This is a genomic window from Arthrobacter sp. CAU 1506 (assembly GCF_005047635.1).
Taxonomy (GTDB): domain Bacteria; phylum Actinomycetota; class Actinomycetes; order Actinomycetales; family Micrococcaceae; genus Crystallibacter.
The window spans coordinates 1-22,664 of the sequence record NZ_SUKC01000026.1 but is presented as its reverse complement, the minus strand read 5'-3'; the positions used below and the strand labels follow the sequence as shown (position 1 = coordinate 22,664).

Below are 22,664 nucleotides of genomic sequence, written 5' to 3'. Positions count from 1 at the left end.
AGTCTGTGCCGGCGAAGCACCTCGCCCTTCGACCCGTTTGGCGCGGCCTCGTACTCCGCCAGGATCTCCATTTTCTCAGCCACAGTCCGAAACGGGCCAAGACGTGTTGATCTGGTCATTTCCTACATTTCTCCATCGGCCCTCATGAAACGGAATTCGTCTCACTTCAGGCTGACAGAGAGGGCTGGACGGACAGGAACGCGGCAAGGTGGAGCAGTTCATGGCCGTCCCGATCGATGCCGAAACCTGCGGCCCACTGATTCACGACGACGACGGGCTGGTTTTCGTTGCAGTACAGCACCCGGGCGAGGACGGCAGCTGGGGCGCCCAGCGCTCGCTGTTCCCGGATTACGTCCAGGACGGCCGCAAGGCCAAGCGAGGCGACGCCGCACTGCCCCGCCCCGCAGTGATCCAGATGTTCAAGGGTAAGAACGGGCACGTGAAGCGCTAGTCCGGCACAGCCGAGAGGCGTCGGGCTGATACGGTCGCCAGACGCCAACAGGCACAGCCGCGAGGCGCCAGCCTGAACATCCTGTCGCGACGGGAGCTCACATACAGACGGCCATGTCCACCCGGACATGGCCGTCTGCTTACCATGAGGGGGTGACTGCGCAGCTGAGCTCGATGGAAGCCGCCCGACTGGCCGTGAAGGCCTTGGTCTGGGGTGGCGTGCGCGACGTCGTCGTTGCCCCAGGTTCCCGCAGCGCCCCGCTGGCCTACGCGCTCGCCGAGGCGGAAACCCGGGACGAGCTGCGGCTGCACGTGCGCATCGACGAACGCGGGGCGGCGTTCACCGCGCTGGGGCTTTCGCTGGGCTCGCTGCGTCCGGTCCCGGTGGTCACGACGTCCGGAACCGCCGTGGGCGAGCTGTTGCCGGCCGTGATGGAAGCCAACCATGCCGGAGTGGAATTGCTGGTGATCTCCGCCGACCGGCCGGAGGAAATGCGCGGGACGGGTGCAAACCAGACCACGGTCCAACCCGGCCTTTTCGGGATCCACGTGCGCTCTGCCGTCGACATTCCGGCCGGCGACGATCCGACGGATGCGATCCGTACCAGCCTGCTCAACGCCAAAGGGATCCCGCTGCCTCCGGCGCTGGACGACCTTCGCGCGATGGCAGCCACGCCCTCGCCGGGCCAGTCCACCGCGTCGCCCGATCTGGGCCCGCACCACGGCACGGTGGGTCCGGTGCATATCAATCTGCCGTTCCGCGATCCGCTGTTCCCGGGCCCGGAGCCGGTGCTTGCAGCGAAAGAGAGCGGGCGGCAGGAGGGCATCGTGCCCACCGCAATGGACGGGCGGGAACCTGACTGGGCCATTGACTGGCCGGTGAGCTTGGCGGAACCAGCTGTCCACGCCACGGACGAACACCGAACCGTGGTGGTCGCCGGCCATGGTGCAGGTGCAGTGGCTGAGGCGTTCGCCCGGGCGCACCGGCTGCCGCTGTTGGCGGAGCCCTCTTCGAACGCGCGCTTCGGCCCGAACGCGATTGGGCCTTACCGCATGCTGCTAAGCCGGTTCGGGACACTGGCTGAGCGAGTGGTGGTGTTCGGGCGGCCCACGCTGTCCCGCCCGGTGGCAGCCCTGCTGGCGCGCGAGGACGTGCAAACTGCGTTGTACCAGCCTGAACCGGTCGCCTGGTTCGAGCCCGGGAGGCGGCGCGAACGGGTCATCTCCGAGCCGGAGGACCTCTCCCTGTTCGCCGGTTCGGGCCCGGACGGCTGGTTGCAGTTGTGGCGGCAGGCAGGCGGAGCCGCCGATGTTGCCCTGATCCAGGTGCTGGACGCGGAACCGGGACTCACCGGGCTGCGGGTGGGCCGCTCGGTTTGGCTGAATACCCGCGGCCGCTTGGTGTTGGGCTCTTCCAACCCGATTCGCGACGTGGACCTGGCGGGCACGCCGATCGACACTCCCGATGCCTTCGTGCACGCCAACCGCGGCTTGGCGGGAATCGACGGCACGGTAGCCACGTCGTCGGGCATTGCGTTGGGGGCAGGAACCGCAACCAGGGCACTCATGGGTGACCTGACCTTCCTGCACGATGCCGGGTCGCTGCTGCTGGGGCCGGGTGAACCCGAGCCCGACCTGCAGATCGTCGTCGTCAACGACTCCGGCGGCGGGATCTTCTCGACGCTGGAACACGGAAAGGTGGGGGAGCAGGCCTCGTACGCGTCCGCCGTCGAGCGTCTCTTTGGAACCCCGCACCGGGCGGACCTTGCCTCGCTGGCCGCCGGCTACGGGGTCCAGCACCGGCAGGTCAAGGATACCGATGAGCTGGACGCCGTGCTGTCCGAGCCGGTGACCGGGCGGAGCATGGTGGAAGTCCGGACGGACCGAAGCCGGCTGCGCAGCCTCCATGCAGAAGTGGCGGCCGCTATTGCGACCGCCACTTCCGGGCTATTGGACTGAGGTACGGCTCGGCCAAGGCGTAGCTGCCGGGCTGAGGTGCAGCTCGGAGAAGGTGTGGCCTCCGGCCTGAGGTGGAGCTTGGCTCAGGTGTAGCCGAGATTTAGCTTGGCTTCGCCGGAGGCTGGGCCGGGTTAGAGCACCTTCGAGAGGAACGCCTTGGTGCGTTCGTGCTGCGGGTTCCCCAGCACATCCTCGGGCTTGCCCTGCTCCACCACCACGCCGCCGTCCATGAACACCACACGGTCGCCGACTTCGCGGGCGAAGCCCATTTCGTGGGTCACCACCATCATGGTCATGCCTTCGTCTGCCAACTGGCGCATGACACCCAGCACATCGCCGACCAGCTCCGGGTCCAGTGCGGAGGTGGGCTCGTCGAAGAGCATCATGTCCGGGTTCATGGACAGTGCACGCGCGATCGCGACGCGCTGCTGCTGGCCGCCGGAAAGCTGGGCGGGGTAGGCGTTCTCGCGGTTGGCCAGTCCCACCTTCTCCAGGTTCTGCCGGGCAACCTCCATGGCCTCGGCCTTGCCTCGCCTCTTGGCACGGCGCTGGGCCAACGTGAGGTTACCCAGAACGTTCAGGTGCGGGAACAGGTTGAACTGCTGGAACACCATGCCGATGCGGGTGCGGATCTTGTCCAGATCCGTCTCCGGATCGGTGATGTCCACGCCTTCCACCAGAATGGTGCCGCTGGTGGGCTCTTCCAGCCGGTTCACGCAGCGCAGCAGCGTGGACTTGCCCGAACCCGACGGTCCGATCACGCAGACTACTTCGCCCTGGTTCACGTGGAAGTCGATGCCCTTGAGCACCTCGTTGTCGCCGAAGTTCTTGCAGAGCTCCTTGACCTCGATGGCGGGCCGGTCCTGGCTCAGGGATGGTTCAGTCATGGCGTTACCGGCCTCTCTTGTTGCGCTTCTCCAGCCGGGCGACCAACTGGGTGAGCGGCAAGGTAATGATCAGGTACATGAGAGCAGCGGCAACCAACGGGGTGGCGTTGGCGTATTGCGAGACACCGTCACGCGCAAAGGTGGTAAGTTCGCGCTGGTTCAGGGCCATGCCCGCGATGAAGAGCAGCGAGGTGTCCTTGATCAGGATGACCAGCTCATTCGTCAGCGGCGGGGTGACGATGCGGATCGCCTGCGGGAGCACCACGGAGACCATGGTCCAGCTCGGGTTCATGCCCAGCGAGCGGGCGGCTTCAAGCTGGCCGCCCGGAACAGCCTCGATGCCGGCGCGGATGGTCTCTGCCATGTAGGCAGCCGAGACGATGATCAGCGCAATCAGGCCTGCGCCTGCGGTGCCTCCCGGCGGGCGCCATTGGAAAGCGATCGGGACGGCGAAGGCGAAGGCGAAGATGACCAGCAGGGCAGGCAGGCCGCGGAACAGCTCGATATAGGCAGTCGCCACCCAGCGGTAGGGTGCCACCGGGGAAAGTTTCATCAGCGCCAAGGCCAGGCCCAGGAGCAGGCCGCCGATGAAGGCGATCACCGTGTAGATGATGGTGTTTTTGGCCGCGGTGGTGATGATTGCCGGGAACTGTTCGCCGAAGACTTCCGGATTGAGGAAGCTCGTCCGGATTGCCTCCCAGTCGGCGACCAGGATAACGGCTGCGACGGCGGCGATGAAGATGGCGTAGAGGACCCCGCGGAAAAGTCGGCGGCGGGTCGAAGGTTTCACTGGTGATGCCTTCCAGCTGTAAGTCGGCGGCCCCCGTCCCCGGCGATCAGGCACGGAGACGAGGGCCGGAGGGCGTACTACTCGGTGAAGTACTTGTCGTAGATTTCCTTGTACTTGCCGTCCTCGCGCAGCGTCTTGAGGGCATCATTGACGGCCGTGAGCAGCGCTTCGGAGCCTTCCTTCTTCGCCGCGAAGCCGTAGGTCTCGTCCGTCTTGTACTCCTGCACCACGGTGAACTTGCCGTCCTTGGTGTGGCCGATGTTGACCGGCAGGTCCTGCAGCAGCGCGTCGACCTGGCCGGCCTGGATGGCCTGGTACATCTCGGCGTCGGACGGGAAAGCGACAATCTCGGCGTCAGACGGCGCGTTCTCGCGGGTGTAGGACTCGCCCGTGGTGCCCTGCTGGACACCTACCTTCTTGCCGGCGAGATCGTCGATGGTCTTGATGTCCGAACCCTCCGGAACCAACAGCGACTGCAGCGAGTCGTAGTACGGGTCGGAGAAGGCGATGTTCTTCTTGCGGTCCTCGGTGATGGTCATCGCGCTGGCCCCGAGGTCGCACTGGCCGGCCGCCAGGGTGACGCCGGACTGCAGGGCGTCAAAGCCCACGTCCTGGACGGCAACCTTCAGGCCCATCTCGGAAGCGATGTCGGTGATGAGGTCGATGTCGAAGCCCGTGTACTTTCCGCCTTCTTCGAACTCGAACGGCGGGTAGGGGATGTCAGAGCAGACGGTTAGCGTGCCGGCCTGAACCAGGGGCAGATCGCTACCTGCACCGCTGGCGCCCCCGGTGCTGCCATCGCTGCCGGCGTTGTCCGAGCCGCCGCAGGCGGTCAAAGCGAGTGCCGCCACGGCCAGGAGGGAGAACCCCTGGACCGCCTTGGATGCCTTCTTGCGCATAGTTACTACCTTTGTCTCGTTGGAAATCCGGCTTAAGTGTAGCGGGAACACATCCGTCACAGGTGATATGCACCACAGGCTACATTGATTGCTTATTGGGAAACACTATTTTGCCGGATTGTCGGCGAATAGTTATCAGCGGCGCAGACCCAGTGCCTCGATCATCGGCCGGAACTTCGCCCAGGTTTCCGCCAGCTCGGCTTGCGGATCGGAGCCGTCCACGACGCCGCATCCGGCGTACAGCCGGACCTGCTGCGGGCTTTCCACGACGGCGCCACGCAGCGCGATTCCCCATTCGCCGTTGCCCGAGCCGTCGGTCCAGCCGACCGGACCGGCGTAGGGGCCGCGGTCCATCTGCTCCAGTTCACGGATCAGCGCTCCGGCAACCTCCGTGGGGGTGCCGCAGACAGCAGCCGTAGGGTGCACCGCTTCGGCCAGCTCCAACGACGACGGCGGCTGGCCGGCGTCGTGTGCCAGCTCGGCAGAGACATCGGAGGCCAGATGCCACACATTGGGCAGTTCCAGCACGAACGGCTCGCTGTGCGAGGTCATAGCGGTGGTGAACGGTTCCAGTTTGCGGGTGAGCGAGTCGATCGCGATCTGGTGCTCGTGCCGTTGCTTTTCCGAACCGGCCAGCACCCGCTGGGCGTAGTCCGTGTCCGACTCGCCGGCCTGGTTGTGCGTCCGTGAACGGTCCAGGGTGCCCGCCAGCACACGGGCGCGGGCCACATTGTTCTCCACCTTAATGAGCATTTCCGGTGTGGAGCCGATCAGACCGTCCACCGAATACGTCCAGCAATCCTTGTAGCGCGCGGCCAGTTCGCGCAGCACCTGCGCGGTGGCGATCGGCGTCGACAGGTGGGCCACGACGTCCCGGGCCACCACGAGTTTGCTCAATTCTCCGGCCTGGATGCGCTCAACGCCCGCGGCCACGGCGTCCATGTAGGCCTGCTCGGAAACCTGTCCCGGCACCAATGAGTCGCCCGGTTCCGGACTGCGTTCGGCCGAGATTTCCTCCACCCACGCTGCCAGCGCAGCTTCGGCGGTCGCGGCACTGAGCTCGGCGCCGCCGTCGTATGTGAGATAGGTGAGCCAGGCGCGGTCCCCCTCCACGCCCACCAGCACCTCCGGCACCACCAGTCGGGAACGGTGGGGCGAGGTGTAGGAGAACGCGAAAGAACCGAAGGCTACCGGTCCGGTGCCCGGACCGCCCACGTGGTTGTCGATGTCGGCACTGGCCTGAATGCCGCGCCACCATGCCGCCGCCTGCTGGAAGCGCTCCGGGCCGCTGGCCGTGAATCGGGCCACTTCGCCGAAGCCGGCCAGTCCGCCCTCCCGGCGCACCCAACAGAGCACGTCGTCGCGCACCAGATACTCCAACAGCCCCTGCGTGTCGGGCACCGCGGGCCACTCAACCGTAATGCCGCGCAGGGTGCCGGTAGGGGGTTGGTCTGCCGCCTCGGGGGCCGTGCCGACGGCAGCGGCGGCCGGCCGGGTTCCGGGCAGGCCGGACGAGGGGGAGAGTGCGGAGGTCATGGACATTAAGCCTACTCTGCCGGGAGGAGAACACCGGCCGCGGAGAACCCTGGCCGCGGGGACGTCCGGCGCCCGCGAAGCTGCCGCGCGCGGGCAGCGGCCGGGGACCCGCCGGTCCTGCGCCAAGCAGCCGTGCGCGGAGCAACCCGCGACAGAGACCGGGCGCACACGCGCGGGTTCGCGGGCGGGTGCCGGTCTTTGAGACAATGGACCGGTGAATCGTGCATCGCTGGAGAAGCGCCCGGATGAAGTAGCCGCCATGTTCGATGACGTGGCGCCGAAATACGACCTGGTCAACGATGTGCTGTCGATGGGGCAGACCCGACGGTGGCGCCGGATCGTGGTGGATGCGGTGGACGCCGAGCGTGGCCAGAAGGTTCTGGACCTGGCCGCCGGAACCGGCACCTCCAGTGAGCCGTATGCCGACGCCGGCATCCATGTGGTGGCCTGCGATTTCTCGCTGGGCATGCTGCGGGTGGGCAAGCGCCGCCGCCCGGACATCGACTTTGTGGCCGGCGACGCCACCAGCCTCCCGTTCGCGGACAACTCCTTCGACGCGGTGACCATTTCCTTCGGCCTGCGCAACGTCAGCGATCCCAAGCTGGCGCTTCGCGAGATGCTGCGCGTCACCAAGCCCGGCGGCCGGTTGGTGATCGCCGAGTTCTCGCAGCCGACCTTCGCGCCATGGCGGACCGTCTACACCGAGTACCTGATGCGGGCGCTGCCGGCGATTGCGTCCAAGATCTCATCCAACCCTGCCTCCTACGTCTACCTGGCCGAGTCCATCCGCGCCTGGCCGAACCAGGACCAGTTGGCGCAGTGGATCACCGGCGAGGGCTGGCAGGACGCGGCTTACCGCAACCTGTCCGGCGGCATCGTTGCCGTCCACCGCGCCACCAAGCCCGGTCGCGAGGACGCCGCCAACACGCGTGCGCAGGCTGAGCTGAAGCACCAGAGCAGCAGGCGCACCCTGTAGCCATGTCAGTTCTGATTGTTGGGGCCGGCCCGGCAGGAGCCACTGCGGCGTACTACCTGGCCGCGGCCGGTGTTGATGTGACGGTGCTGGAGAAGACCGCCTTCCCGCGCGAAAAGGTCTGCGGCGACGGCCTGACGCCGCGTGCCGTGCGCGAGGTGCAGCTGCTCGGCCTGCCGCACGAGGAATCAGCCGGATGGCGCCGGAACCGGGGGTTGCGGCTGATCGCCGGCGGCCGGGAGCTGGAGCTGCCCTGGCCGGAGCTGAGTGATTTCCCGGACTACGGCTTGATCCGCACCCGGCTGGGCTTTGACGAGGCACTCGCCCGCCATGCCGAGTCGGCCGGCGCCGTGGTGCTGGAACGCCATTCCGTCTCCACTGCCCTCAGGGACGACGCCGGACGGGTCATCGGCGTGCGCGCCAACCTGCTGGACGAGCGTGGCCGCAAGACCGGCGAAACCGAAGACTTCTTTGCCGACGTGGTGCTCGCCGCGGACGGCAACTCCACCCGCACCGCGCTGAGCCTGGGCATCGAAAAGCGCGACGACCGGCCGCTGGGCGTGGCCGTGCGCACCTACTTCACCTCGCCCCGGCACGACGACGACTGGATGGAGGGCTGGCTGGAACTGCCCGACGCCGCCGGCAATCCGTTGCCCGGCTACGGCTGGGTATTCGGTGTGGGGGACGGCACTTCCAATGTGGGCCTGGGCATTCTGAACTCGTCCAAATCCTTCGGCAAGCTGGACTACAAGCAGGTGCTCCGCGAGTGGACCGCCGCAATGCCGGCGGACTGGGGTTTCACCGAGGAGAACCAGGTTGGCGAGATCCGTGGCGCGGCCTTGCCGATGGGCTTCAACCGCACGCCGCACTACAGCCCCGGCCTGCTGCTCCTCGGTGACGCCGGGGGCATGGTCAGCCCCTTCAACGGTGAAGGCATCTCCTATGCGATGGAGTCCGCCCGCTACGCGGCAGAGTTGATCGTCGACGCACATGCCCGCCTGTCCGGGTCCGGCGGCCAGCTGCTCAGCCGGTCCGGATTCGACGCCGCGCTGTCCACCTACCCGGGAATCATCCGCGACCAGTGGGGCAGCCACTTCACTCTGGGCCGGATCTTCGCCCAGCTGATTGGTAAACCCGCCGTCATGAAGGTGGCGCTGCGAACCGGAATGCCGGTCCCGCCGCTGATGCGCTTTGTGGTGCGCATGCTGGCCAACCTGACCGACTCAGGCGGCAAGGGATTTGAGGATAGAGTTATTCATCTGCTGGAGCAGCTCACGCCGCCGGCATCCAACCAGACTGGCGGCAATAAGCCGACCAGCCATACCGCCCCGACGATTAGTTAGTGTTGAACCGTGACTGACGCTAAACCGAGTTGGACTCCTGCCGGCCAGAACCCGCCGGAGTCGCCGGAGCTGGATACAGCAACCGCCGCCCTTGCCACCAGCTTGAACCTGCCGGCTGGATTCGACCCGGTGGCCCAGGATGCCGTGCTCGGTCCCGAGGTCTCCACTGCACTGGCCCGGGTGGAGAAGCAGCTGCGTGCTGCCATTGCGCATTCCGATCCGTTCGCCGATGCCACCAGCCGTCACTTGGTGGAAGCCGGCGGCAAGCGGATCCGCCCGCTGTTGACCATCTTGGCCGCGCAACTGGGGAACGGAGCGGTCCCCGACGTGGTGCAGGCCGCCGTCGTTGTTGAGCTGACGCACCTGGCCACGCTGTACCACGACGACGTGATGGACTCCGCCCCGTACCGGCGCGGCGCCCCGACCGCGCACGAGGTGTGGGGCAACCAGGTGGCCATTCTGGCCGGCGACCTGATCTTTGCCCGCGCCTCGCTGCTGGTCTCCCAGTTGGGTCCGGAGGCCGTGGGCATCCAGGCCCGGACCTTCGAACGGCTCTGCCTGGGGCAGCTGCACGAAACCGTCGGTCCACGCGACGATGAGGACCCGGTGGAGCACTACCTGTCCGTCATCGCGGACAAGACCGCATCGCTGATCGCCACCTCCGGCCAGCTGGGCGCCATGTTCTCCGGCGCCGGCGAGCAGGCCGTCAACGTGATGCTGGAATACGGCGAGAAGGTGGGCGTTGCCTTCCAATTGGCCGACGACGTCATCGATGTGACCGGTCTGAAGGCCAAGTCGGGCAAGACACCGGGAACCGACCTGCGCGAAGGCGTGCCCACGCTGCCGGTGCTCTTGCTCCGAAAGGCAGCGGCCGACGGCGATGCTTCCGCCGCCTCGGTACTGGCACTGGTGGAGGCGGACCTGAGTTCCGACGAGGCCCTGGACGAAGCCGTCACCGCGCTGCGCGTGCACCCGGTCACGGCGCAGGCCTGGTCCATCGCGGGCGAGTGGGCCGACGCCGCCAAGGCGTCGCTGGACCCGCTGCCGGAGAGTACGGTGAAGTTCGCGCTGACGGCCTTCGCCGAAGCCGTCGTCGACCGCGAGGTTTAAGGCCGCGAGGCCGTCCCCTGACAGAATCGCGTCCCCTAAACTGACCCGATGAGCGTAGAACAGGCCCTGTTGTCCTTTGCCCTGGTGGCCGGTCTGCTGACCTTGGTGCCGGGTATGGACACAGCGCTGGTGCTCCGTTCCGCCGTCAGCCAAGGGCGCGGCAGGGCGTACGCCACGGCGTTGGGTATCAACACTGGGGCCTTGGTCTGGGGAATTGCGGCGGCGGTCGGGGCATCGGCCCTGCTGGCCGCCTCGGAGACAGCGTTCACTGCGCTGAAGATCGCCGGCGCCGCCTACATGGTCTGGCTTGGCGGCCGGATGCTGTGGAAGTCGTTCCGGAGGCCGGACCCGCACGTGGCCGCCGTGGCGGAACCCGAGGCTTCGGCGTCGTACGCCAGGGCCTGGTTCACCGGGGTGGGCACCAATCTGCTGAACCCGAAGGTTGGCGTGTTCTACATGGCGATGATCCCGCAGTTCATTCCGCCGGATGTCTCGCCGGCCTTGATGGGCACCGCGCTGGCCCTGGTGCACAACCTCGAAGGACTGGTGTTCTTCTCAGCCATCATTTGGGGCACGCATGTTGCCCGTCAGTGGCTGCGCACGCCGTCCGTAGTCCGGGCGATCGACCGGGTCACCGGGACCGTGCTAGTCGGTTTCGGCGTGGCGCTGGCAGCGGAAGCCCGGTAGTAGAAACGGCGGAAGCCCGTTAAGAGAAACCTCTCAAAGCCCCGCTGGCCGCCGCGTCTCCTCAGCCGTCCCGGGTGAGCGGGTTTAGTCTTCGTCCTCGTCGCCGAAGACCCACTCGAACATGTCGAAGACGAACTCGCTGAAGGTGGCCTCTTCGCTCTGCCACCGGAGCTTCGGCCCGTTCGTGCGGATCCAGACAATGGGGTCCGGCACATCCAGGTGCTCGGACTTGAAGCCCCAGTTCGCTTCTTCGTCCATCTCGTCCAGGAACAGCAGGTAACCGTCCTCGATCTCAAGTTCATCCGGGTCGAAGAAGAAATCGTGGGCTTCCATCAGGTCCTCGCAGCCGCCCAGCGCGTGGTAGAACTCCACCAGCGCCTGCGGAACCTGGAACTTGTGCTCGCCCAGCTGCCCTTCCAGCTCGTCATAGGAGATGCCGTCGTCTTCAGTCCACGCCCGGTCCAAGTACTTGGGCACGAGGGCACGGAACTTGTCCACGAACATTTCGGGCATGGTTTCTCCCTGGAACGGTTGATCGGCGGGCTTGGATACCATCCTATGTGGCCGCCTCGACTGGCTCGAACCGAGGCCGACGACGGCGGCTGCCCCAGCGGCGCGCGGGTGCCAGGCGTGGTGGACGGCCGGGAGCACAAGGAGAGCGCCCGACGGACGCCGGGCAGGCCAGCCCGCCCCTGAAGTGTGCAGCTTCACCCGATGGGCGACGCTTCAATCCCGGCGCCGGGTGGCCAGCCCTGGGTAGTCGATCACGATGCCGTCCGAGTCGACCACCATCTCGGCGCTGAAGTCGCCGGAACTGTAGGTGACAGCGGCAGTCCCGGTACCGTCGTCGTACGCGCGGGAGCCGCTGTAGATCTGTTGCCGGCCCATTACCCGCAGGCTGGGCATTTCCACCCATGCCACCGTCAGTTCTGCGGCGGATTCCGCGTCGTGGACCAGACCCAGCCGCAGAATCGGCATGGTGTTGGTGGCCGGACACAACCCCAGGTCGCAGTCCACTGCCCCGGTCAGCGACGCCGGGTCGACGATGCCCGGCTCCGGCAGGTCGGTGTCCCCGGAGACCTTCGTCGCCGCGCTCCAGCTGCCGTCCGTGGCGCGGTCCAACACCAGGTACCTGCTCCAGCCCCTCCCATGCACGGAGACCGTGAGGTTCTCGGTGAACCAATTGTCGGTAGTGGTCAGCGACCAGCTCGCGGCGTAGTCGGCGGCGCGCGAGGCCCCGTGAGCGCTGAGCCGTTCGGGCTCCAGGTTGATGGTTGCGGTGTCGGCGCGCTGCGGATCGTCCTCTCCCAGCCAGGTCACCGTGCGGCTCTCGTGCGTCTCGTGTCCCATGACCCCCAGCCTTGTGCCTGCGCCCGGTTCTGACAAGGGTTCGGTGGCAGCGGCCGCAGCGGCACCGGCACCGGCACGGCCGCAGCGGCACCGGCACCGGCACGGCCGCAGCGGCACCGGCGCCGGCACGGCCGCGGCGGCGGCAGCAGCATCGACGGCCGGGCTCGGCGGCGGCAGCAGCGACGGCCGGGCTCGGGCGGGGGTCAGCCTTGCGACGCCGCGTCGGAACCCAGCCGCCGCACCGTCAGGGCCAGCCACAGGTGCACCCGGTCCGCGGTCAGGGCAGGGTCGTAGCCGGTCAGCTCCACAATCTGGGACAACCGGTAGCGAACCGAGTTCCGGTGCAGTCCCAGCTCCTCCGCCACGGCGGCTACCGATCCGTTCAGCTCCAGGTAGGTCTGCAGCGTGGACAGTAGGGCGGCATCATGCGCGGCATCGAAATCGGCCAGCGGGTCCAGCGCTTCGGCTGCCAGGTCGCTCAGCGGCACGTCTTCCGAGGCCAGCAGGAGGGAAGTCAGAGACAGCCGCTGCGGCACGTTCAGCCGACCGCCGCGGCCCACGGCTTCCTTGGCCTCGAAGTAGCTCCAGCGCAAGCCGTTCGCCTGGGCGTAGCTGCCGCCCACGCCCACCGTTGCGGTGACGCCCGCGCTCTGCAAGTAGGTGCTCAGCTCCCGGCCCAGCGCTTCACCCGATTCGGTGCCCTGCACCACCAGCACCAGTCGCTCGTCCACCAGGCCGGTCACCACGCCGTCGAAGGCGGCGGGCAGCGGCAACGTGGGCAGCGCGCGGCGCTGGGCGCCGGCCACCTGCACCATGATGACCAGCTGCCGCCGTCCGGCGTCGATCCCTACGTTGCTCAGCCGCAGCGACGCGTCGCCGCCCTGCAGCACACCCCCCACCACATCCAGCAGCACCTGGCCCACGGAGCGTCGGTCGGTCGCGCGGCGGTGGGCCTGGTTGCTGAGCTCCAGGCTGATCAGGCTTTGCGCATAGTCCACAATGGCGTTGCGTTCGTACGGCTCGGCCAGCGCCAGCGTGCAGCGGTCCTTCAGGCCGGTGGCAATCGGGACCTCGTGCCATCCCCCGCGCCCGCCGCCGGTCCCGTACAGCCGGGTGCCGTATTGGGACAGCACGACGTCGGTGCCCACCATCGCGGCGAGCTTCCGCAGCAACGCGGGGAGACCTCCACCGCCCAGCAGCGAGGCCGCCAGCGTCTGGTGATCCTTGAGCAGGTGCTCCAGTCGGTTGTAGTGGTCGGCGGAGATCGCGTCGGCCACCATCTTGCTGATCGCCACGAACGGGGTTTCGTAGGGCACCTCAAAAACCGGCAGTTCAAGCTCGTTCGCCGCGGCCAGCACCCCCGGCGGGACCTTGCGGTGCGTGAGCCCGAGGGCGAAGCCCATGCCCACCGCGCCGGCCTGGTGGACGCGTGCCACGAATTTGCGCTGCGCGGCCGCGGTCTTTTGCCGCAGGCCGGTGGTCAGCACCACTTCTCCGCCGCTCAGGAAAGGCAGCGGGTCCTCCAGTTCCGTGGAAGCCACCCAGGTGATGGGCGCGTCGGGGTCGCCCTGTGCGGTGCCAACCAGTGTCAGGTGCAGCGACGGCGAGGCGAGAAGTTTGGCAAGAGTGACAGCCATGCTCCCACTATACGGTTCAGCGTTGTGCAGGTGCACTGTGATGGGGCAGACGGATCGCGCCACTCTGAACCCGACCATTGCTGGGGCCAGCACCTGCTCTGGTGCGCGAAATGCCGGACAATGGCGGCCGGACGGGTCTCTGCGGTTTTCGGGGCTGGCAGGGCGCCACTAGGATGGTCCGCGGCGTAACAGCCGTCACAGCACCGAATTCCCTACACTTTGAGGTCCATCAATGAGTTCCCCTTCACCGCAGGCCGCGCCGGGCGTCAAGCCCAAGCGCGAGATGTGGTCCACACGCAAGGTGTTCATCCTCGCGGCGATCGGCTCCGCCGTTGGCCTGGGCAACATCTGGCGCTTCCCGTATGTCGCCTACGAAAACGGCGGCGGCGCCTTCATCATTCCGTACCTGGTGGCTCTGCTGACCGCCGGCATTCCACTGCTGTTCCTGGACTACGCCGTGGGGCACCGCCACCGTGGATCCGCACCGCTGGCGTACCGCCGGCTGGCCCGGGGCGCCGAAGGACTGGGCTGGTGGCAGGTGGCGATCTGCTTTGTCATCTGCGTCTACTACGCGGTGATCATCGCGTGGGCCGCGATGTACATGATCTTTTCGGTCACCGAAGCGTGGGGTGACGACCCGGCAGGGTTCTTCATGGGCTCCTTCCTGCAGGTGAGCGAGGACGTGAACATTGGCTTCGATTTCGTGCCGATGGTCCTGATCCCGCTGATCGTGGTCTGGGCCGTGGTCCTGCTGGTGCTGGCAGCGGGGGTGCAGAAGGGCATTGGACGGGCGAACATCATTTTCCTGCCGTTGCTGCTGGTCATGTTCCTGATCCTGGTGGTTCAGTCGCTGTTCCTGCCCGGTGCCGCTGATGGACTGAATGCCCTGTTCACTCCGGACTGGGGCGCACTCACGAACACCACGGTCTGGGCCGCGGCCTACGGCCAGATCTTCTTCTCCTTGTCCGTGGCCTTCGGCATCATGGTCACCTACGCGTCCTACCTCAAGCACAAGACGGACCTGACCGGGTCCGGCTTCGTAGTTGGGTTTGCGAACTCCGGCTTCGAGATCCTGGCCGGCATCGGTGTGTTCGCCGCGGTGGGCTTCATGGCCTTCAGCGCCGGCGCCGAGGTCGGCGATGTTGCCGCCGGCGGCATCGGCCTGGCATTCATCGCGTTCCCCACCATCATTTCCGAGGCGCCGCTGGGCGGGCTGCTGGGGGTGCTGTTCTTCGGTTCGCTGGTGTTCGCCGGCTTCACCTCGCTGATCAGCATCATCGAGGTCATCATCGCGGCGGTGCAGGACAAGTTGGGGATGGGCCGGGTGAAGACCACCTGGTGCGTGGGCATCCCGCTGGCGCTGATTTCCATCCTGCTGTTCCCGACCACCACTGGCCTGAACCTGCTGGACGTCACCGACGCGTTCGTCAACAACTTCGGCATCATGGCGTGTGCCCTGGTGACCGTGCTGCTGGTGACCTACGGGTTCCGCAAGTTGCCGCTGCTGGGCGGGCACGTCAGCGAGGTGTCTTCCATCAAGCTGGGTCTGTGGTGGCGGGTCATGGTGGGAATCGTCTCGCCGACCGTGCTGGGCTACATCCTGATCAGCGAAGTGATCAAGAGGATCCAGGAAGGCTACGGCGATCCGGCCATGCCGGACTGGTTTGTCGGTGTCTTTGGCTGGGGGATGGCCGGCGCGCTCATCGTCGTGTCCTTCCTGCTCTCGCTGATTCCGTGGGGCAGGAACTCCGCGGCCAATGATCCGGAACTGGATTCCCCAACCTTGCAGGAGGCACAACGATGAGCACAGCAGCGATCGTCATGTTGATCATCGCCATCATCACCGTATGGGGTGGGTTGGCCCTGGCCCTGGTGAACCTCAACCGCCACCCTGAGGACGACGGCGCCATGCCGGCAGAGCACGCACCGGAGCTCTGAACCCGCTGCCGCTTCCCCGGCGGTGTCCTCAGGCCGTGCGGCCGGAGGGCACCGCCGTTGGATGGTTTGGCCATTTGCACGGCGGAATCGCAGATTGGCTGTGCGGGGCGCCATAGGCAGTACCCGAACGGAAAACGTAATCTCGCTGTAGAGCACGGCTTCCCTTGGCACGCGCTGTTCGACGGCTGAACGACCTCCACCGCGGCCGGGCCGCCGTCGCGACATGAGTGCGCCGGGCGTCCCGACTGCCGGCGGCATCACCACCCAACGCGAAAGGCACCCCATGACCACTCAGACGACCCAGTACCGGCTGGAACAGAAGCGCGATGTGTCAGCGGGCTTCCCCGGCCCCAAGTCAGCCGAACTGGCTGCCCGCCGCAGCGCGGTGGTGGCCGGCGGTGTCGCCTCCAGCGTCCCGGTCTACGTGGCCGACGCCGACGGCGGCATCATCACCGATGTGGACGGCAACTCGTTCATTGACCTGGGCTCCGGCATCGCCGTCACCAGCGTGGGCGCCTCGGACCCCGCCGTCGTCGCCGCGGTGCAGGATCAGGTTGCCAAGTTCACCCACACCTGCTTCATGGTCAGCCCGTATGAAAGCTACATTGCGGTGGCCGAGAAGCTGGCCGAGCTGACCCCGGGCGACCACGAGAAGCGCTCCGTGCTGTTCAACTCCGGCGCCGAAGCAGTGGAGAACGCCGTGAAGGTGGCGCGCATCGCCACCGGGCGCACCGCCGTCGTCGCTTTTGACCACGCCTACCACGGCCGCACCAACCTGACGATGGGGCTGACCGCCAAGGCCAACCCGTACAAGTCCAGCCCCGCCGGCAGCTTCGGTCCGTTCGCCCCGGAGATCTACCGGGTGCCGATGAGCTACCCGTACCGCGAGGAAACAGAGATCAAGGGCGAAGACGCCGCCCGCCGCGCCATCACGATGATCGAGAAGCAGATCGGCGCCGAGAACGTGGCGGCCATCCTGATCGAGCCGATCCAGGGCGAGGGCGGCTTCATTGTGCCGGCCGAGGGCTTCCTGCCGGCGCTGGCGGAGTGGGCCAAGGAGAAGGGCGTGGTCTTCATCGCCGATGAAGTCCAGTCCGGATTCTGCCGCACCGGTTCCTGGTTCGCCTCCAATCACGACGGCGTGGTGCCCGACATCATCACGATGGCCAAGGGCATTGCCGGCGGCATGCCGCTGTCCGCCATCACCGGCCGCGCCGAGCTGATGGACGCCGTGCACCCGGGCGGACTGGGCGGCACCTACGGCGGCAACCCGGTGGCCTGTGCCGCCGCGCTGGCTGCCATCGAAACCATGGAAGCCCAGGACCTCAGCGCCCGGGCCCGCCACATCGAGGAGCAGGTCATGGGCAGGCTGCGGAAGCTGGCCGAGGACGTGGACATCATCGGCGACCTGCGCGGCCGCGGCGCCATGCTGGCGATGGAGTTCGTCAAGCCGGGCACCGGCGCCACCACCAAGGAGCCGAACGCCGAGGCCACCAAGGAGATTGCCGCCGCCTGCCTGCAGGAAGGCGTCATCATCCTCACCTGCGGCACCTACGGCAACGTGGTGCGCCTGCTGCCGCCGCTGGTCATCGGCGACGAACTGCTGGCCGACGCCCTCGACGTGCTGGAAGCAGCCATCCGCAAGGTAGCTGCCTAGCCCGTCGCCACGTCCCGCCGGGGCGGCTGCCGGATCTCTTGTCCCTCGGGACGAGCGACCGGGAGCCGCCCCGCTGTCGTTTCCGGACGCCCCAGGCATGCGGCCGGAAGATACGGCTCGAGCCTGTTGTCGTTGCCCCTCTCGGACTAGAGTCGGAACCGTAGTCGCCTCTTGGCCGTGGATGCGCCGGCGCCGTCGCATCCGCTGGCTTATGGACACGGACAGGGGTAGTCGGATGCGCTATGTGGTGGGTTACCAGCCGGACGAACGCGGAGCCGATGCCGTGGCACTGGCCGTCGCCATTGCCCGGACCCAGGGCACCGGGCTGGACATTGTCTACGTGGTGGCTGACAGCGCTCCTTTTGCAGCGCTGAGCTCCGAAGGAAAGCGAGCCAGCGCCAGCGAGCAGGACGTCGTCACCGCACGCCGTGAGGCCTTGAAGCTGATTCCGTCCGATGTGCATGCCGAATTCAAGGTGCGGGCAGCCGACTCTTTCGCCGAGGGGCTGATCGCCGCCGGCGAGGAATCCGGCGCCCGGCTGATCGTCATCGGAGCCAGCAGCAACAGCCTGTTCAAGCGCTTCACGGTGGGCAGCGTGGCCAATGCGCTGCTGCATGCCTCGCCGATTCCGGTGGCGCTTGCTCCCCGCGGTTATCAACGGACGGAGCCCTTGACCCGGCTGACCGCTTTCATCGGCGAGCGGCAGGGTGCGCAAGCCGCGCGCGATGTGGCCCTGAACGCTGCTTCACGCCGCGGCCTGCAGCTGCGGTTGGTCTCGCTGGTCTCGCTGGACACCCGTGAAGACTCGGACAGCGGCGAAGCGATCCACAGCGCCCACCTGCACGCCAACTCGGTCCTCGCCTCGGCCGCCACCGAGCTGCCCCCGGGCAAGGCGACCGTGACCGTGGCGCACGGTCGCAACATTGAAGAGGCTATCGACTCCCTTGATTGGGACGACGGCGAGCTGGTGGTCATGGGCTCGAGCCGGCTGGCCCAGCACAACCGCCTGTTCCTCGGCGCCACCGCGCACAAGGTCCTCCGCTCACTGCCGGTCCCGATGGTGGTGGTCCCGCGGGAAGTGGACGGTCTGCGGGAGTAGCAGCTGGATGGCTGCCACCTGCGGAGTGCGTCGCTGCCGCTCTCTGTCCAAGGTGCCTACGGCGAATCACGCCCCGCGGATCCGCCGTGGGACCGAGGGTCGGCGCCGTCAAGGGCTTCCAAGAACCTCTGCCGCTCGTCGTCGTCGATGACCAGCGACATCTGTTGCTCTTGCGGCTGGGCGACATGCCGCGGTCCGGTGTAGGTGGTTCCCAGGTAGAGATCGTTCAGCGTGCTGCCGGAATCCGCCATCGGACCGGTGACACTGTTCTTGCGCCCCAGGAGTAACCGGACCACTACCGCCAGGGCGGCGAGAAGCATCAGTCCCTGGATGCCATACCCCGCCCAGTCCGGGCGACCGGACAAGTGCAGGCCTGCGATGGCCAAGATGATCCCGAAGATCGAGACCACTGTAATGACGTCGGTTCTACGCATTGCCCCTGCCCCGTGCCTGACGAATCGAACGTGTTTCGAACCGGCTACCTTCGAGATAAGCCGGTGGGGAGGAACCCAGACTGCCTAATGATCGTCCGCCTGGAACTCAGGACGGGCGTTGGTCACTGGTGACAGTCGGCGCGGCACCTGCCTTGCCGTAGAAGCGGCCCTCTTGGGTCTTGACGGCCGCCACCAAGACGAAGCTGAGGCTGACCAGCAGCGCCCAGGACCCCCACTTGCCCACGTGCACCATCTGCCAGATCTGGCTTTGGTCAGGGTACTGCCAGGCGCCCAGCAGGGTGGCGGCGTTCTCGGCGACCCACAGGAAAAAACCGATGAGGACAAAGGACAGGCTCAGCGGCATGGCATAGCTGCGGGCCCCCACGGTGAAGTCCACCCGGCTGCGCCAGAGCACAATGACGAAGCCGGCGGCAATCACCCAGCGCAGGTCCGGCAGATAGTGGTGGGTGTAAAAGTTGGCATAGGCTGCCACAGCCAGTGCCGCAGCCGGGACCCATGGAAAGCTGTTGATCCGCAGGTCGAAACGGCGGAACGCCTGGCAGATGTAGGAGCCGACCGCGGCATACATGAAGCCGGAGTAGAGCGGCACTCCCGCGACCTTGGACCAAGCCTCCTCCGGGTAGGACCAAGAGCCCATCTGGACCTTGAACAGTTCCAACGCCAACCCGACCAGGTGGAAACCGAAGATCACTGCCACCTCACGGCCCGTTTCCAGCCGCAGCAGGTAGAAGGCCGCGGTCAGGACCAGCCCGTACACCAGCAGGGCATCGTAGCGGGGGATCGGCAAAGGCACTGCCGTACTGGCCGCGAGTCCCACGAAAATCGCGGCCGCGAAAAGGCAGCATTGGACCTGCAGCCAGGCGAACCGGAGCAGTTGGACCAGGGCCGAGACCACGCGCCGGAACGCCGGCAGCGGCCGGACAGCCGCTGCCGTGCCAAGGCCGCTCACTCCTCAACCCACTCGAGCAAATCGCCGGGCTGGCATTCCAACACCCGGCACATCGCATCCAGGGTGCTGAAGCGCACGGCCTTGGCCCGGCCGTTCTTGAGCACCGCCACGTTGGCGGGTGTGAGCCCCACCCGCTCGGCGAACTCCCCGACGCTCATTTTCCGTTTTGCGAGCTCGACGTCGATGCGCACCACGATCGGCATCAGATCACCGCATCCATGTCGCTCCGCAGGGTGATGGCCTGACGCAGCACGGCTCGTAAGACCACCAACAGCAAGGCGAGCACCGCGCCGGCCACCACAAACAGGAACAGGAGCAGCGGCATGCCGGGGTCATTGGCATTGAACCCGACGAACAGGAAAACGCCGACGAGCAGTGTCCAGGCGGCAACCACGGCCCACACAATGACATCCACCCAGGACAAGGATGCTTTGCTGAAAATCCGGTCGTGCTTAACCAGCGTGAGCAGTTTCCAGGTACTGACAATCACGGCCTGCACGCACAACAGCTCCACAACCGAAAACACCGTCAGCGGCCACTGCAGGTAGGCCAGCTGCGGAGACTCCGCGGCCATGTGGGCGAATTGGCCCGGCAACGACATCACTTGGAACAAGAGGAGAAGAGCGAAGGCCACCACCAGCAGGATCCTCAGGGCGGTGACCGCCAGATATGTCTTTCGCATCCATCGAGTATCGCGTCTTTCCTATCGAATTTCAATCGATAGTGGTCGGCCTGATGCGGCAGGGTCACCGCATGCCGCCCCGCCCAGTGCTTGCGGGTCGGCGGGATGCGTGGCCTGGTGGGGTACTCAGCGCTGACGGCCGTCCGAGTGGACATTGTGCTCAAGATAAAACCGGCAGCCATTGTGGAAGTCCCGCTCGAGCGGTCTGAAGTCCCTTCTGGCGGCCGGTTCAAGGGCAGTCGATTGCCATAATCTGTCCGGGTCCTCGACGTACTTTTGGTAAAAGGGCAGCGATTCCCAGTCAGTGGCCAGTTTTTCAAATGCCGCGTCGGCTGCACCTTGATCGTTCAACGATGCGGCAGTCAAGAATGCATCCTGCCAGGCGCATCGCCAATAGAAGTTGGCCACGCCTTCTGCGACGCCGGCCTCCGCAACATAGTTATCTTCCAGCAGGCGGTCCGGGAGTGCGTCCGGGAAAGTGATGCCAGCGGGGAGAGCATTTGGAAACGAGGCTGCCGTCGCCTTATACCGGGCCATGACTTTTTTGGCCGGGTAGCTCAGTTTTTGCGTCCCGACGCTCGGGCTCGGGTGCGGAACTTCGGTCGGCGCGGAATGCTGCTCGGCTGAATTGCCGCAAGCGCCCAGACAAAATGTCAACACAATCGCGCACATCAACCGCGGAAAAACTGCCTGGCCCATGAAATCGATCCTTAAGACGTCACAGTGGGGGGACGGCGGGCATGAGCGCTGCCCGATGGCTGCCGAGGGCAACGCGGATGCTTCCGAAACTACTGCCCAAGAACCCGGTCCTGATGGGCTGCGCGGCACAACTGCTCTTCACGTTCTTCCGGTGAAAGAGCCTGCCACGCCGCGGCCTGAGACCGGATCGCGGCCTCAGGCATGCCCATGGCCTTCATTTCCTCCGGTGTCACCATGAGGCTGTTCTCCGGGCCGATCATGTTCTTTCGGTCGAGATCGCCGCCGGGACCTTCGGCATAGTCTGCAGAGCACTCCGTAAAGGGTTCATACACTTTCGTCCCCGGATCATCTGTCGGAAATTCAGTTTCTGGTGCGGGCCTGGGAGAACCCACGTTCAGTGTGGACGGCGGCACTGCGGCAGAAGCCCCGGCAACGGAAGGCCCGGCGACGGAAGGCCCGGGTGGTTGCCCGCCGGAAAGCGTGGAGAGCCCAAGAGCGAATCCAGCGACTAATAAGAGGACGGCTGTGGTCCTGATAGTGGGCTTCGTTTTCAACAGATTCCCGGTTCGCATAAGTGCCCGATCAGGCGGCTGATGTGTGAATTGAGTCCTAGGCTAGCCGATTCTTTGAATGATTCCTTGCATGAGTGATGGGGCCTTCGGCGCGTTTTTCCGTGGTGGACGTCGCCGCAAATGCTGAAATCCCGGTCCTTGGCCGGGAAGGTGGCCGGCAATTTATTCAAACAGCGACAATTGTGTAACTTTCCCGCTGAACGCCTGCCCGGGTCGCCGGATCAACGGCCCGCCGATGGTAGCCTCCGTCACAAGCGGGATTTGTTGCAGGCATTGTCCTGAATGCCCCGCAGTCTCGTGCGCCGCGGCGCGCATCATCTAGAGGGGGATCCTGCATGCGCGTTCTGCGCCGCTACGTCTTTCCGATGGCTTGGCTGGCGATTTTCGCGGTCATCGCCGTCGCACTGTTCAAGCTCGCCTTCGTGGACGGCATGCGCGCCGAGGCGGTGACAGAGCAGCCCACGGCCCAGTTGGTCACGCCCAGCGTTCCGGCAACGTTGGGGACGGTGACCAACGTGGTGCAGATCGAGGGGTCGGTAGCCAGCGACCCGGCCGTGGCCGTGCGGAGCACCGCCGAAGGAACGGTCAATTTCCTGTTCGTCGACGCCGGCGCGAACGTGTCCAAGGGCGACCCGCTGTTTCAGGTGCAGAAACTGGTGGAGCCTGACCCCGCACGGCTGACGGTTGAGCTGGACCCGGACGAGGAGCCGGCCCCGCCGCCAGCCCCGGTCTACACGTACGTGAACGTGGTGGCCCCGGCAGCCGGCAAGCTCACCGAACTGACCGTGCTGGTGGACCAGCAGGTCTCGGTCGGTGCCGACGCCGCCACGATCTCGCCCGGCACGTTCTCGGTCACCGGGACCTTGACCGGCTCATCGGAATCGAGAGTGTAAATGCGGTCTGAATCCGCCGGCTTCGAGCAGTGATCTGGCGATGTAGTTGGTGAGGTTGCGGAATCCGAGGGCTGAGCCGCGAAGGTGCTCCAAGCGACC

General features: G+C 66.3%; 23 protein-coding genes and 1 pseudogene. 11 read left to right on the top strand and 13 right to left on the bottom strand.

What is annotated here, in order from left to right; translation table 11 throughout:
* Window positions 1-184: 184 nt before the first annotated feature.
* Window positions 185-451 (top strand): annotated as a pseudogene (locus E4J89_RS18920) (alkaline phosphatase PhoX); the annotation flags it as partial.
* Window positions 452-603: 152 nt separating this feature from the next.
* Window positions 604-2,409, top strand: a complete 1,806-nt coding sequence (locus tag E4J89_RS18915; RefSeq protein ID WP_136787760.1) for a thiamine pyrophosphate-binding protein — start codon at window positions 604-606, stop codon at window positions 2,407-2,409.
* 131 nt (window positions 2,410-2,540) lie between these two features.
* Here the strand turns inward: E4J89_RS18915 and E4J89_RS18910 are convergent, their stop codons facing one another.
* The 4 genes from E4J89_RS18910 to E4J89_RS18895 all read right to left on the bottom strand — a co-directional run bounded on the left by E4J89_RS18910 (window position 2,541) and on the right by E4J89_RS18895 (window position 6,521).
* Window positions 2,541-3,296, bottom strand: a complete 756-nt coding sequence (locus E4J89_RS18910) for an amino acid ABC transporter ATP-binding protein (RefSeq protein ID WP_136787759.1) — start codon at window positions 3,294-3,296, stop codon at window positions 2,541-2,543.
* 4 nt (window positions 3,297-3,300) lie between these two features.
* The gene (locus tag E4J89_RS18905) at window positions 3,301-4,086 is read right to left on the bottom strand and encodes an amino acid ABC transporter permease (RefSeq protein ID WP_136787758.1); all 786 of its coding nucleotides are present in this window, start codon (window positions 4,084-4,086) and stop codon (window positions 3,301-3,303) included.
* A gap of 77 nt (window positions 4,087-4,163) precedes the next feature.
* Complete coding sequence (locus tag E4J89_RS18900) at window positions 4,164-4,985, bottom strand: basic amino acid ABC transporter substrate-binding protein (RefSeq protein WP_136787757.1); 822 nt, start codon at window positions 4,983-4,985, stop codon at window positions 4,164-4,166.
* Between the two features lie 135 nt (window positions 4,986-5,120).
* Complete coding sequence (locus E4J89_RS18895) at window positions 5,121-6,521, bottom strand: isochorismate synthase (RefSeq protein ID WP_136787756.1); 1,401 nt, start codon at window positions 6,519-6,521, stop codon at window positions 5,121-5,123.
* 214 nt (window positions 6,522-6,735) lie between these two features.
* On the opposite strand from E4J89_RS18895, the gene E4J89_RS18890 reads away from it, so the two are divergent.
* Genes E4J89_RS18890 through E4J89_RS18875 form a run of 4 tightly spaced genes read left to right on the top strand, consistent with a single transcriptional unit; the run spans window position 6,736 to window position 10,634 of the window.
* Window positions 6,736-7,497: a demethylmenaquinone methyltransferase gene (locus E4J89_RS18890; protein ID WP_136787755.1), complete on the top strand. Its 762-nt coding sequence runs from the start codon at window positions 6,736-6,738 to the stop codon at window positions 7,495-7,497.
* A gap of 2 nt (window positions 7,498-7,499) precedes the next feature.
* Window positions 7,500-8,837, top strand: a complete 1,338-nt coding sequence (locus E4J89_RS18885; protein ID WP_136787754.1) for a geranylgeranyl reductase family protein — start codon at window positions 7,500-7,502, stop codon at window positions 8,835-8,837.
* A gap of 9 nt (window positions 8,838-8,846) precedes the next feature.
* The gene (locus E4J89_RS18880; RefSeq protein ID WP_136787753.1) at window positions 8,847-9,947 is read left to right on the top strand and encodes a polyprenyl synthetase family protein; all 1,101 of its coding nucleotides are present in this window, start codon (window positions 8,847-8,849) and stop codon (window positions 9,945-9,947) included.
* A gap of 48 nt (window positions 9,948-9,995) precedes the next feature.
* Window positions 9,996-10,634 carry a LysE family translocator gene (locus E4J89_RS18875; protein WP_136787752.1) on the top strand — a complete coding sequence of 213 codons (639 nt, stop codon included), beginning with the start codon at window positions 9,996-9,998 and terminating at the stop codon, window positions 10,632-10,634.
* Window positions 10,635-10,718: 84 nt separating this feature from the next.
* On the opposite strand, the gene E4J89_RS18870 is transcribed toward E4J89_RS18875, so the two are convergent.
* The 3 genes from E4J89_RS18870 to E4J89_RS18860 all read right to left on the bottom strand — a co-directional run bounded on the left by E4J89_RS18870 (window position 10,719) and on the right by E4J89_RS18860 (window position 13,621).
* On the bottom strand, window positions 10,719-11,147 hold the full coding sequence (locus E4J89_RS18870) for a hypothetical protein (protein ID WP_136787751.1): 429 nt from the start codon (window positions 11,145-11,147) through the stop codon (window positions 10,719-10,721).
* A gap of 213 nt (window positions 11,148-11,360) precedes the next feature.
* Window positions 11,361-11,984: a putative glycolipid-binding domain-containing protein gene (locus E4J89_RS18865; RefSeq protein ID WP_205754547.1), complete on the bottom strand. Its 624-nt coding sequence runs from the start codon at window positions 11,982-11,984 to the stop codon at window positions 11,361-11,363.
* A 203-nt stretch (window positions 11,985-12,187) separates the two neighbouring features.
* Complete coding sequence (locus tag E4J89_RS18860) at window positions 12,188-13,621, bottom strand: PucR family transcriptional regulator ligand-binding domain-containing protein (protein WP_136787750.1); 1,434 nt, start codon at window positions 13,619-13,621, stop codon at window positions 12,188-12,190.
* A gap of 232 nt (window positions 13,622-13,853) precedes the next feature.
* On the opposite strand from E4J89_RS18860, the gene E4J89_RS18855 reads away from it, so the two are divergent.
* The 4 genes from E4J89_RS18855 to E4J89_RS18840 all read left to right on the top strand — a co-directional run bounded on the left by E4J89_RS18855 (window position 13,854) and on the right by E4J89_RS18840 (window position 18,315).
* On the top strand, window positions 13,854-15,425 hold the full coding sequence (locus E4J89_RS18855; RefSeq protein ID WP_136787749.1) for a sodium-dependent transporter: 1,572 nt from the start codon (window positions 13,854-13,856) through the stop codon (window positions 15,423-15,425).
* Complete coding sequence (locus E4J89_RS18850) at window positions 15,422-15,559, top strand: methionine/alanine import family NSS transporter small subunit (protein WP_136787748.1); 138 nt, start codon at window positions 15,422-15,424, stop codon at window positions 15,557-15,559. The genes E4J89_RS18855 and E4J89_RS18850 overlap by 4 nt, the downstream gene beginning before the upstream one ends.
* 283 nt (window positions 15,560-15,842) lie before the next feature.
* The gene (gene gabT, locus E4J89_RS18845) at window positions 15,843-17,216 is read left to right on the top strand and encodes a 4-aminobutyrate--2-oxoglutarate transaminase (RefSeq protein ID WP_136787747.1); all 1,374 of its coding nucleotides are present in this window, start codon (window positions 15,843-15,845) and stop codon (window positions 17,214-17,216) included.
* Between the two features lie 211 nt (window positions 17,217-17,427).
* A complete protein-coding gene (locus tag E4J89_RS18840; protein WP_346763398.1) occupies window positions 17,428-18,315 on the top strand; it encodes a universal stress protein in 888 nt (295 codons plus the stop codon).
* Between the two features lie 56 nt (window positions 18,316-18,371).
* Here E4J89_RS18840 and E4J89_RS18835 read toward each other — a convergent pair whose 3' ends face one another.
* The 6 genes from E4J89_RS18835 to E4J89_RS18810 all read right to left on the bottom strand — a co-directional run bounded on the left by E4J89_RS18835 (window position 18,372) and on the right by E4J89_RS18810 (window position 21,492).
* Window positions 18,372-18,749 (bottom strand): hypothetical protein, encoded by a 378-nt coding sequence (locus E4J89_RS18835; RefSeq protein ID WP_136787746.1) that lies wholly within the window; start codon window positions 18,747-18,749, stop codon window positions 18,372-18,374.
* 106 nt (window positions 18,750-18,855) lie between these two features.
* A complete protein-coding gene (locus E4J89_RS18830; RefSeq protein WP_240691993.1) occupies window positions 18,856-19,719 on the bottom strand; it encodes a DUF817 domain-containing protein in 864 nt (287 codons plus the stop codon).
* Complete coding sequence (locus E4J89_RS18825; RefSeq protein ID WP_127512832.1) at window positions 19,716-19,922, bottom strand: helix-turn-helix transcriptional regulator; 207 nt, start codon at window positions 19,920-19,922, stop codon at window positions 19,716-19,718. The genes E4J89_RS18830 and E4J89_RS18825 overlap by 4 nt, the downstream gene beginning before the upstream one ends.
* Window positions 19,922-20,401, bottom strand: coding sequence for a DUF2975 domain-containing protein (locus E4J89_RS18820; protein WP_136787745.1), 480 nt, complete (start codon window positions 20,399-20,401; stop codon window positions 19,922-19,924). Before E4J89_RS18820 ends, E4J89_RS18825 begins: the two co-directional genes overlap by 1 nt.
* Before the next feature lie 126 nt (window positions 20,402-20,527).
* Entirely contained in the window at window positions 20,528-21,100 is a 573-nt protein-coding gene (locus E4J89_RS18815) for a hypothetical protein (RefSeq protein ID WP_136787744.1), read from the bottom strand.
* Window positions 21,101-21,189: 89 nt separating this feature from the next.
* A complete protein-coding gene (locus E4J89_RS18810) occupies window positions 21,190-21,492 on the bottom strand; it encodes a hypothetical protein (protein ID WP_205754546.1) in 303 nt (100 codons plus the stop codon).
* Between the two features lie 515 nt (window positions 21,493-22,007).
* Here E4J89_RS18810 and E4J89_RS18805 point away from each other — a divergent pair.
* The gene (locus E4J89_RS18805; RefSeq protein WP_136787742.1) at window positions 22,008-22,565 is read left to right on the top strand and encodes a hypothetical protein; all 558 of its coding nucleotides are present in this window, start codon (window positions 22,008-22,010) and stop codon (window positions 22,563-22,565) included.
* Window positions 22,566-22,664: the final 99 nt, after the last annotated feature.

Excerpts from the sequence above, each read along its gene's own strand:
- E4J89_RS18910 (WP_136787759.1), bottom strand. The coding sequence starts at position 3,296 with ATGACTGAACCATCCCTGAGCCAGGACCGGCCCGCCATCGAGGTCAAG.
- E4J89_RS18900 (WP_136787757.1), bottom strand. The coding sequence starts at position 4,985 with ATGCGCAAGAAGGCATCCAAGGCGGTCCAGGGGTTCTCCCTCCTGGCC.
- E4J89_RS18895 (WP_136787756.1), bottom strand. The coding sequence starts at position 6,521 with ATGACCTCCGCACTCTCCCCCTCGTCCGGCCTGCCCGGAACCCGGCCG.
- E4J89_RS18885 (WP_136787754.1), top strand. The coding sequence starts at position 7,500 with ATGTCAGTTCTGATTGTTGGGGCCGGCCCGGCAGGAGCCACTGCGGCG.
- E4J89_RS18875 (WP_136787752.1), top strand. The coding sequence starts at position 9,996 with ATGAGCGTAGAACAGGCCCTGTTGTCCTTTGCCCTGGTGGCCGGTCTG.
- E4J89_RS18870 (WP_136787751.1), bottom strand. The coding sequence starts at position 11,147 with ATGCCCGAAATGTTCGTGGACAAGTTCCGTGCCCTCGTGCCCAAGTAC.
- E4J89_RS18865 (WP_205754547.1), bottom strand. The coding sequence starts at position 11,984 with ATGGGACACGAGACGCACGAGAGCCGCACGGTGACCTGGCTGGGAGAG.
- E4J89_RS18860 (WP_136787750.1), bottom strand. The coding sequence starts at position 13,621 with ATGGCTGTCACTCTTGCCAAACTTCTCGCCTCGCCGTCGCTGCACCTG.
- E4J89_RS18855 (WP_136787749.1), top strand. The coding sequence starts at position 13,854 with ATGAGTTCCCCTTCACCGCAGGCCGCGCCGGGCGTCAAGCCCAAGCGC.
- E4J89_RS18850 (WP_136787748.1), top strand. The coding sequence starts at position 15,422 with ATGAGCACAGCAGCGATCGTCATGTTGATCATCGCCATCATCACCGTA.
- gabT (WP_136787747.1), top strand. The coding sequence starts at position 15,843 with ATGACCACTCAGACGACCCAGTACCGGCTGGAACAGAAGCGCGATGTG.
- E4J89_RS18840 (WP_346763398.1), top strand. The coding sequence starts at position 17,428 with ATGGACACGGACAGGGGTAGTCGGATGCGCTATGTGGTGGGTTACCAG.
- E4J89_RS18835 (WP_136787746.1), bottom strand. The coding sequence starts at position 18,749 with ATGCGTAGAACCGACGTCATTACAGTGGTCTCGATCTTCGGGATCATC.
- E4J89_RS18825 (WP_127512832.1), bottom strand. The coding sequence starts at position 19,922 with ATGCCGATCGTGGTGCGCATCGACGTCGAGCTCGCAAAACGGAAAATG.
- E4J89_RS18820 (WP_136787745.1), bottom strand. The coding sequence starts at position 20,401 with ATGCGAAAGACATATCTGGCGGTCACCGCCCTGAGGATCCTGCTGGTG.
- E4J89_RS18815 (WP_136787744.1), bottom strand. The coding sequence starts at position 21,100 with ATGGGCCAGGCAGTTTTTCCGCGGTTGATGTGCGCGATTGTGTTGACA.
- E4J89_RS18805 (WP_136787742.1), top strand. The coding sequence starts at position 22,008 with ATGCGCGTTCTGCGCCGCTACGTCTTTCCGATGGCTTGGCTGGCGATT.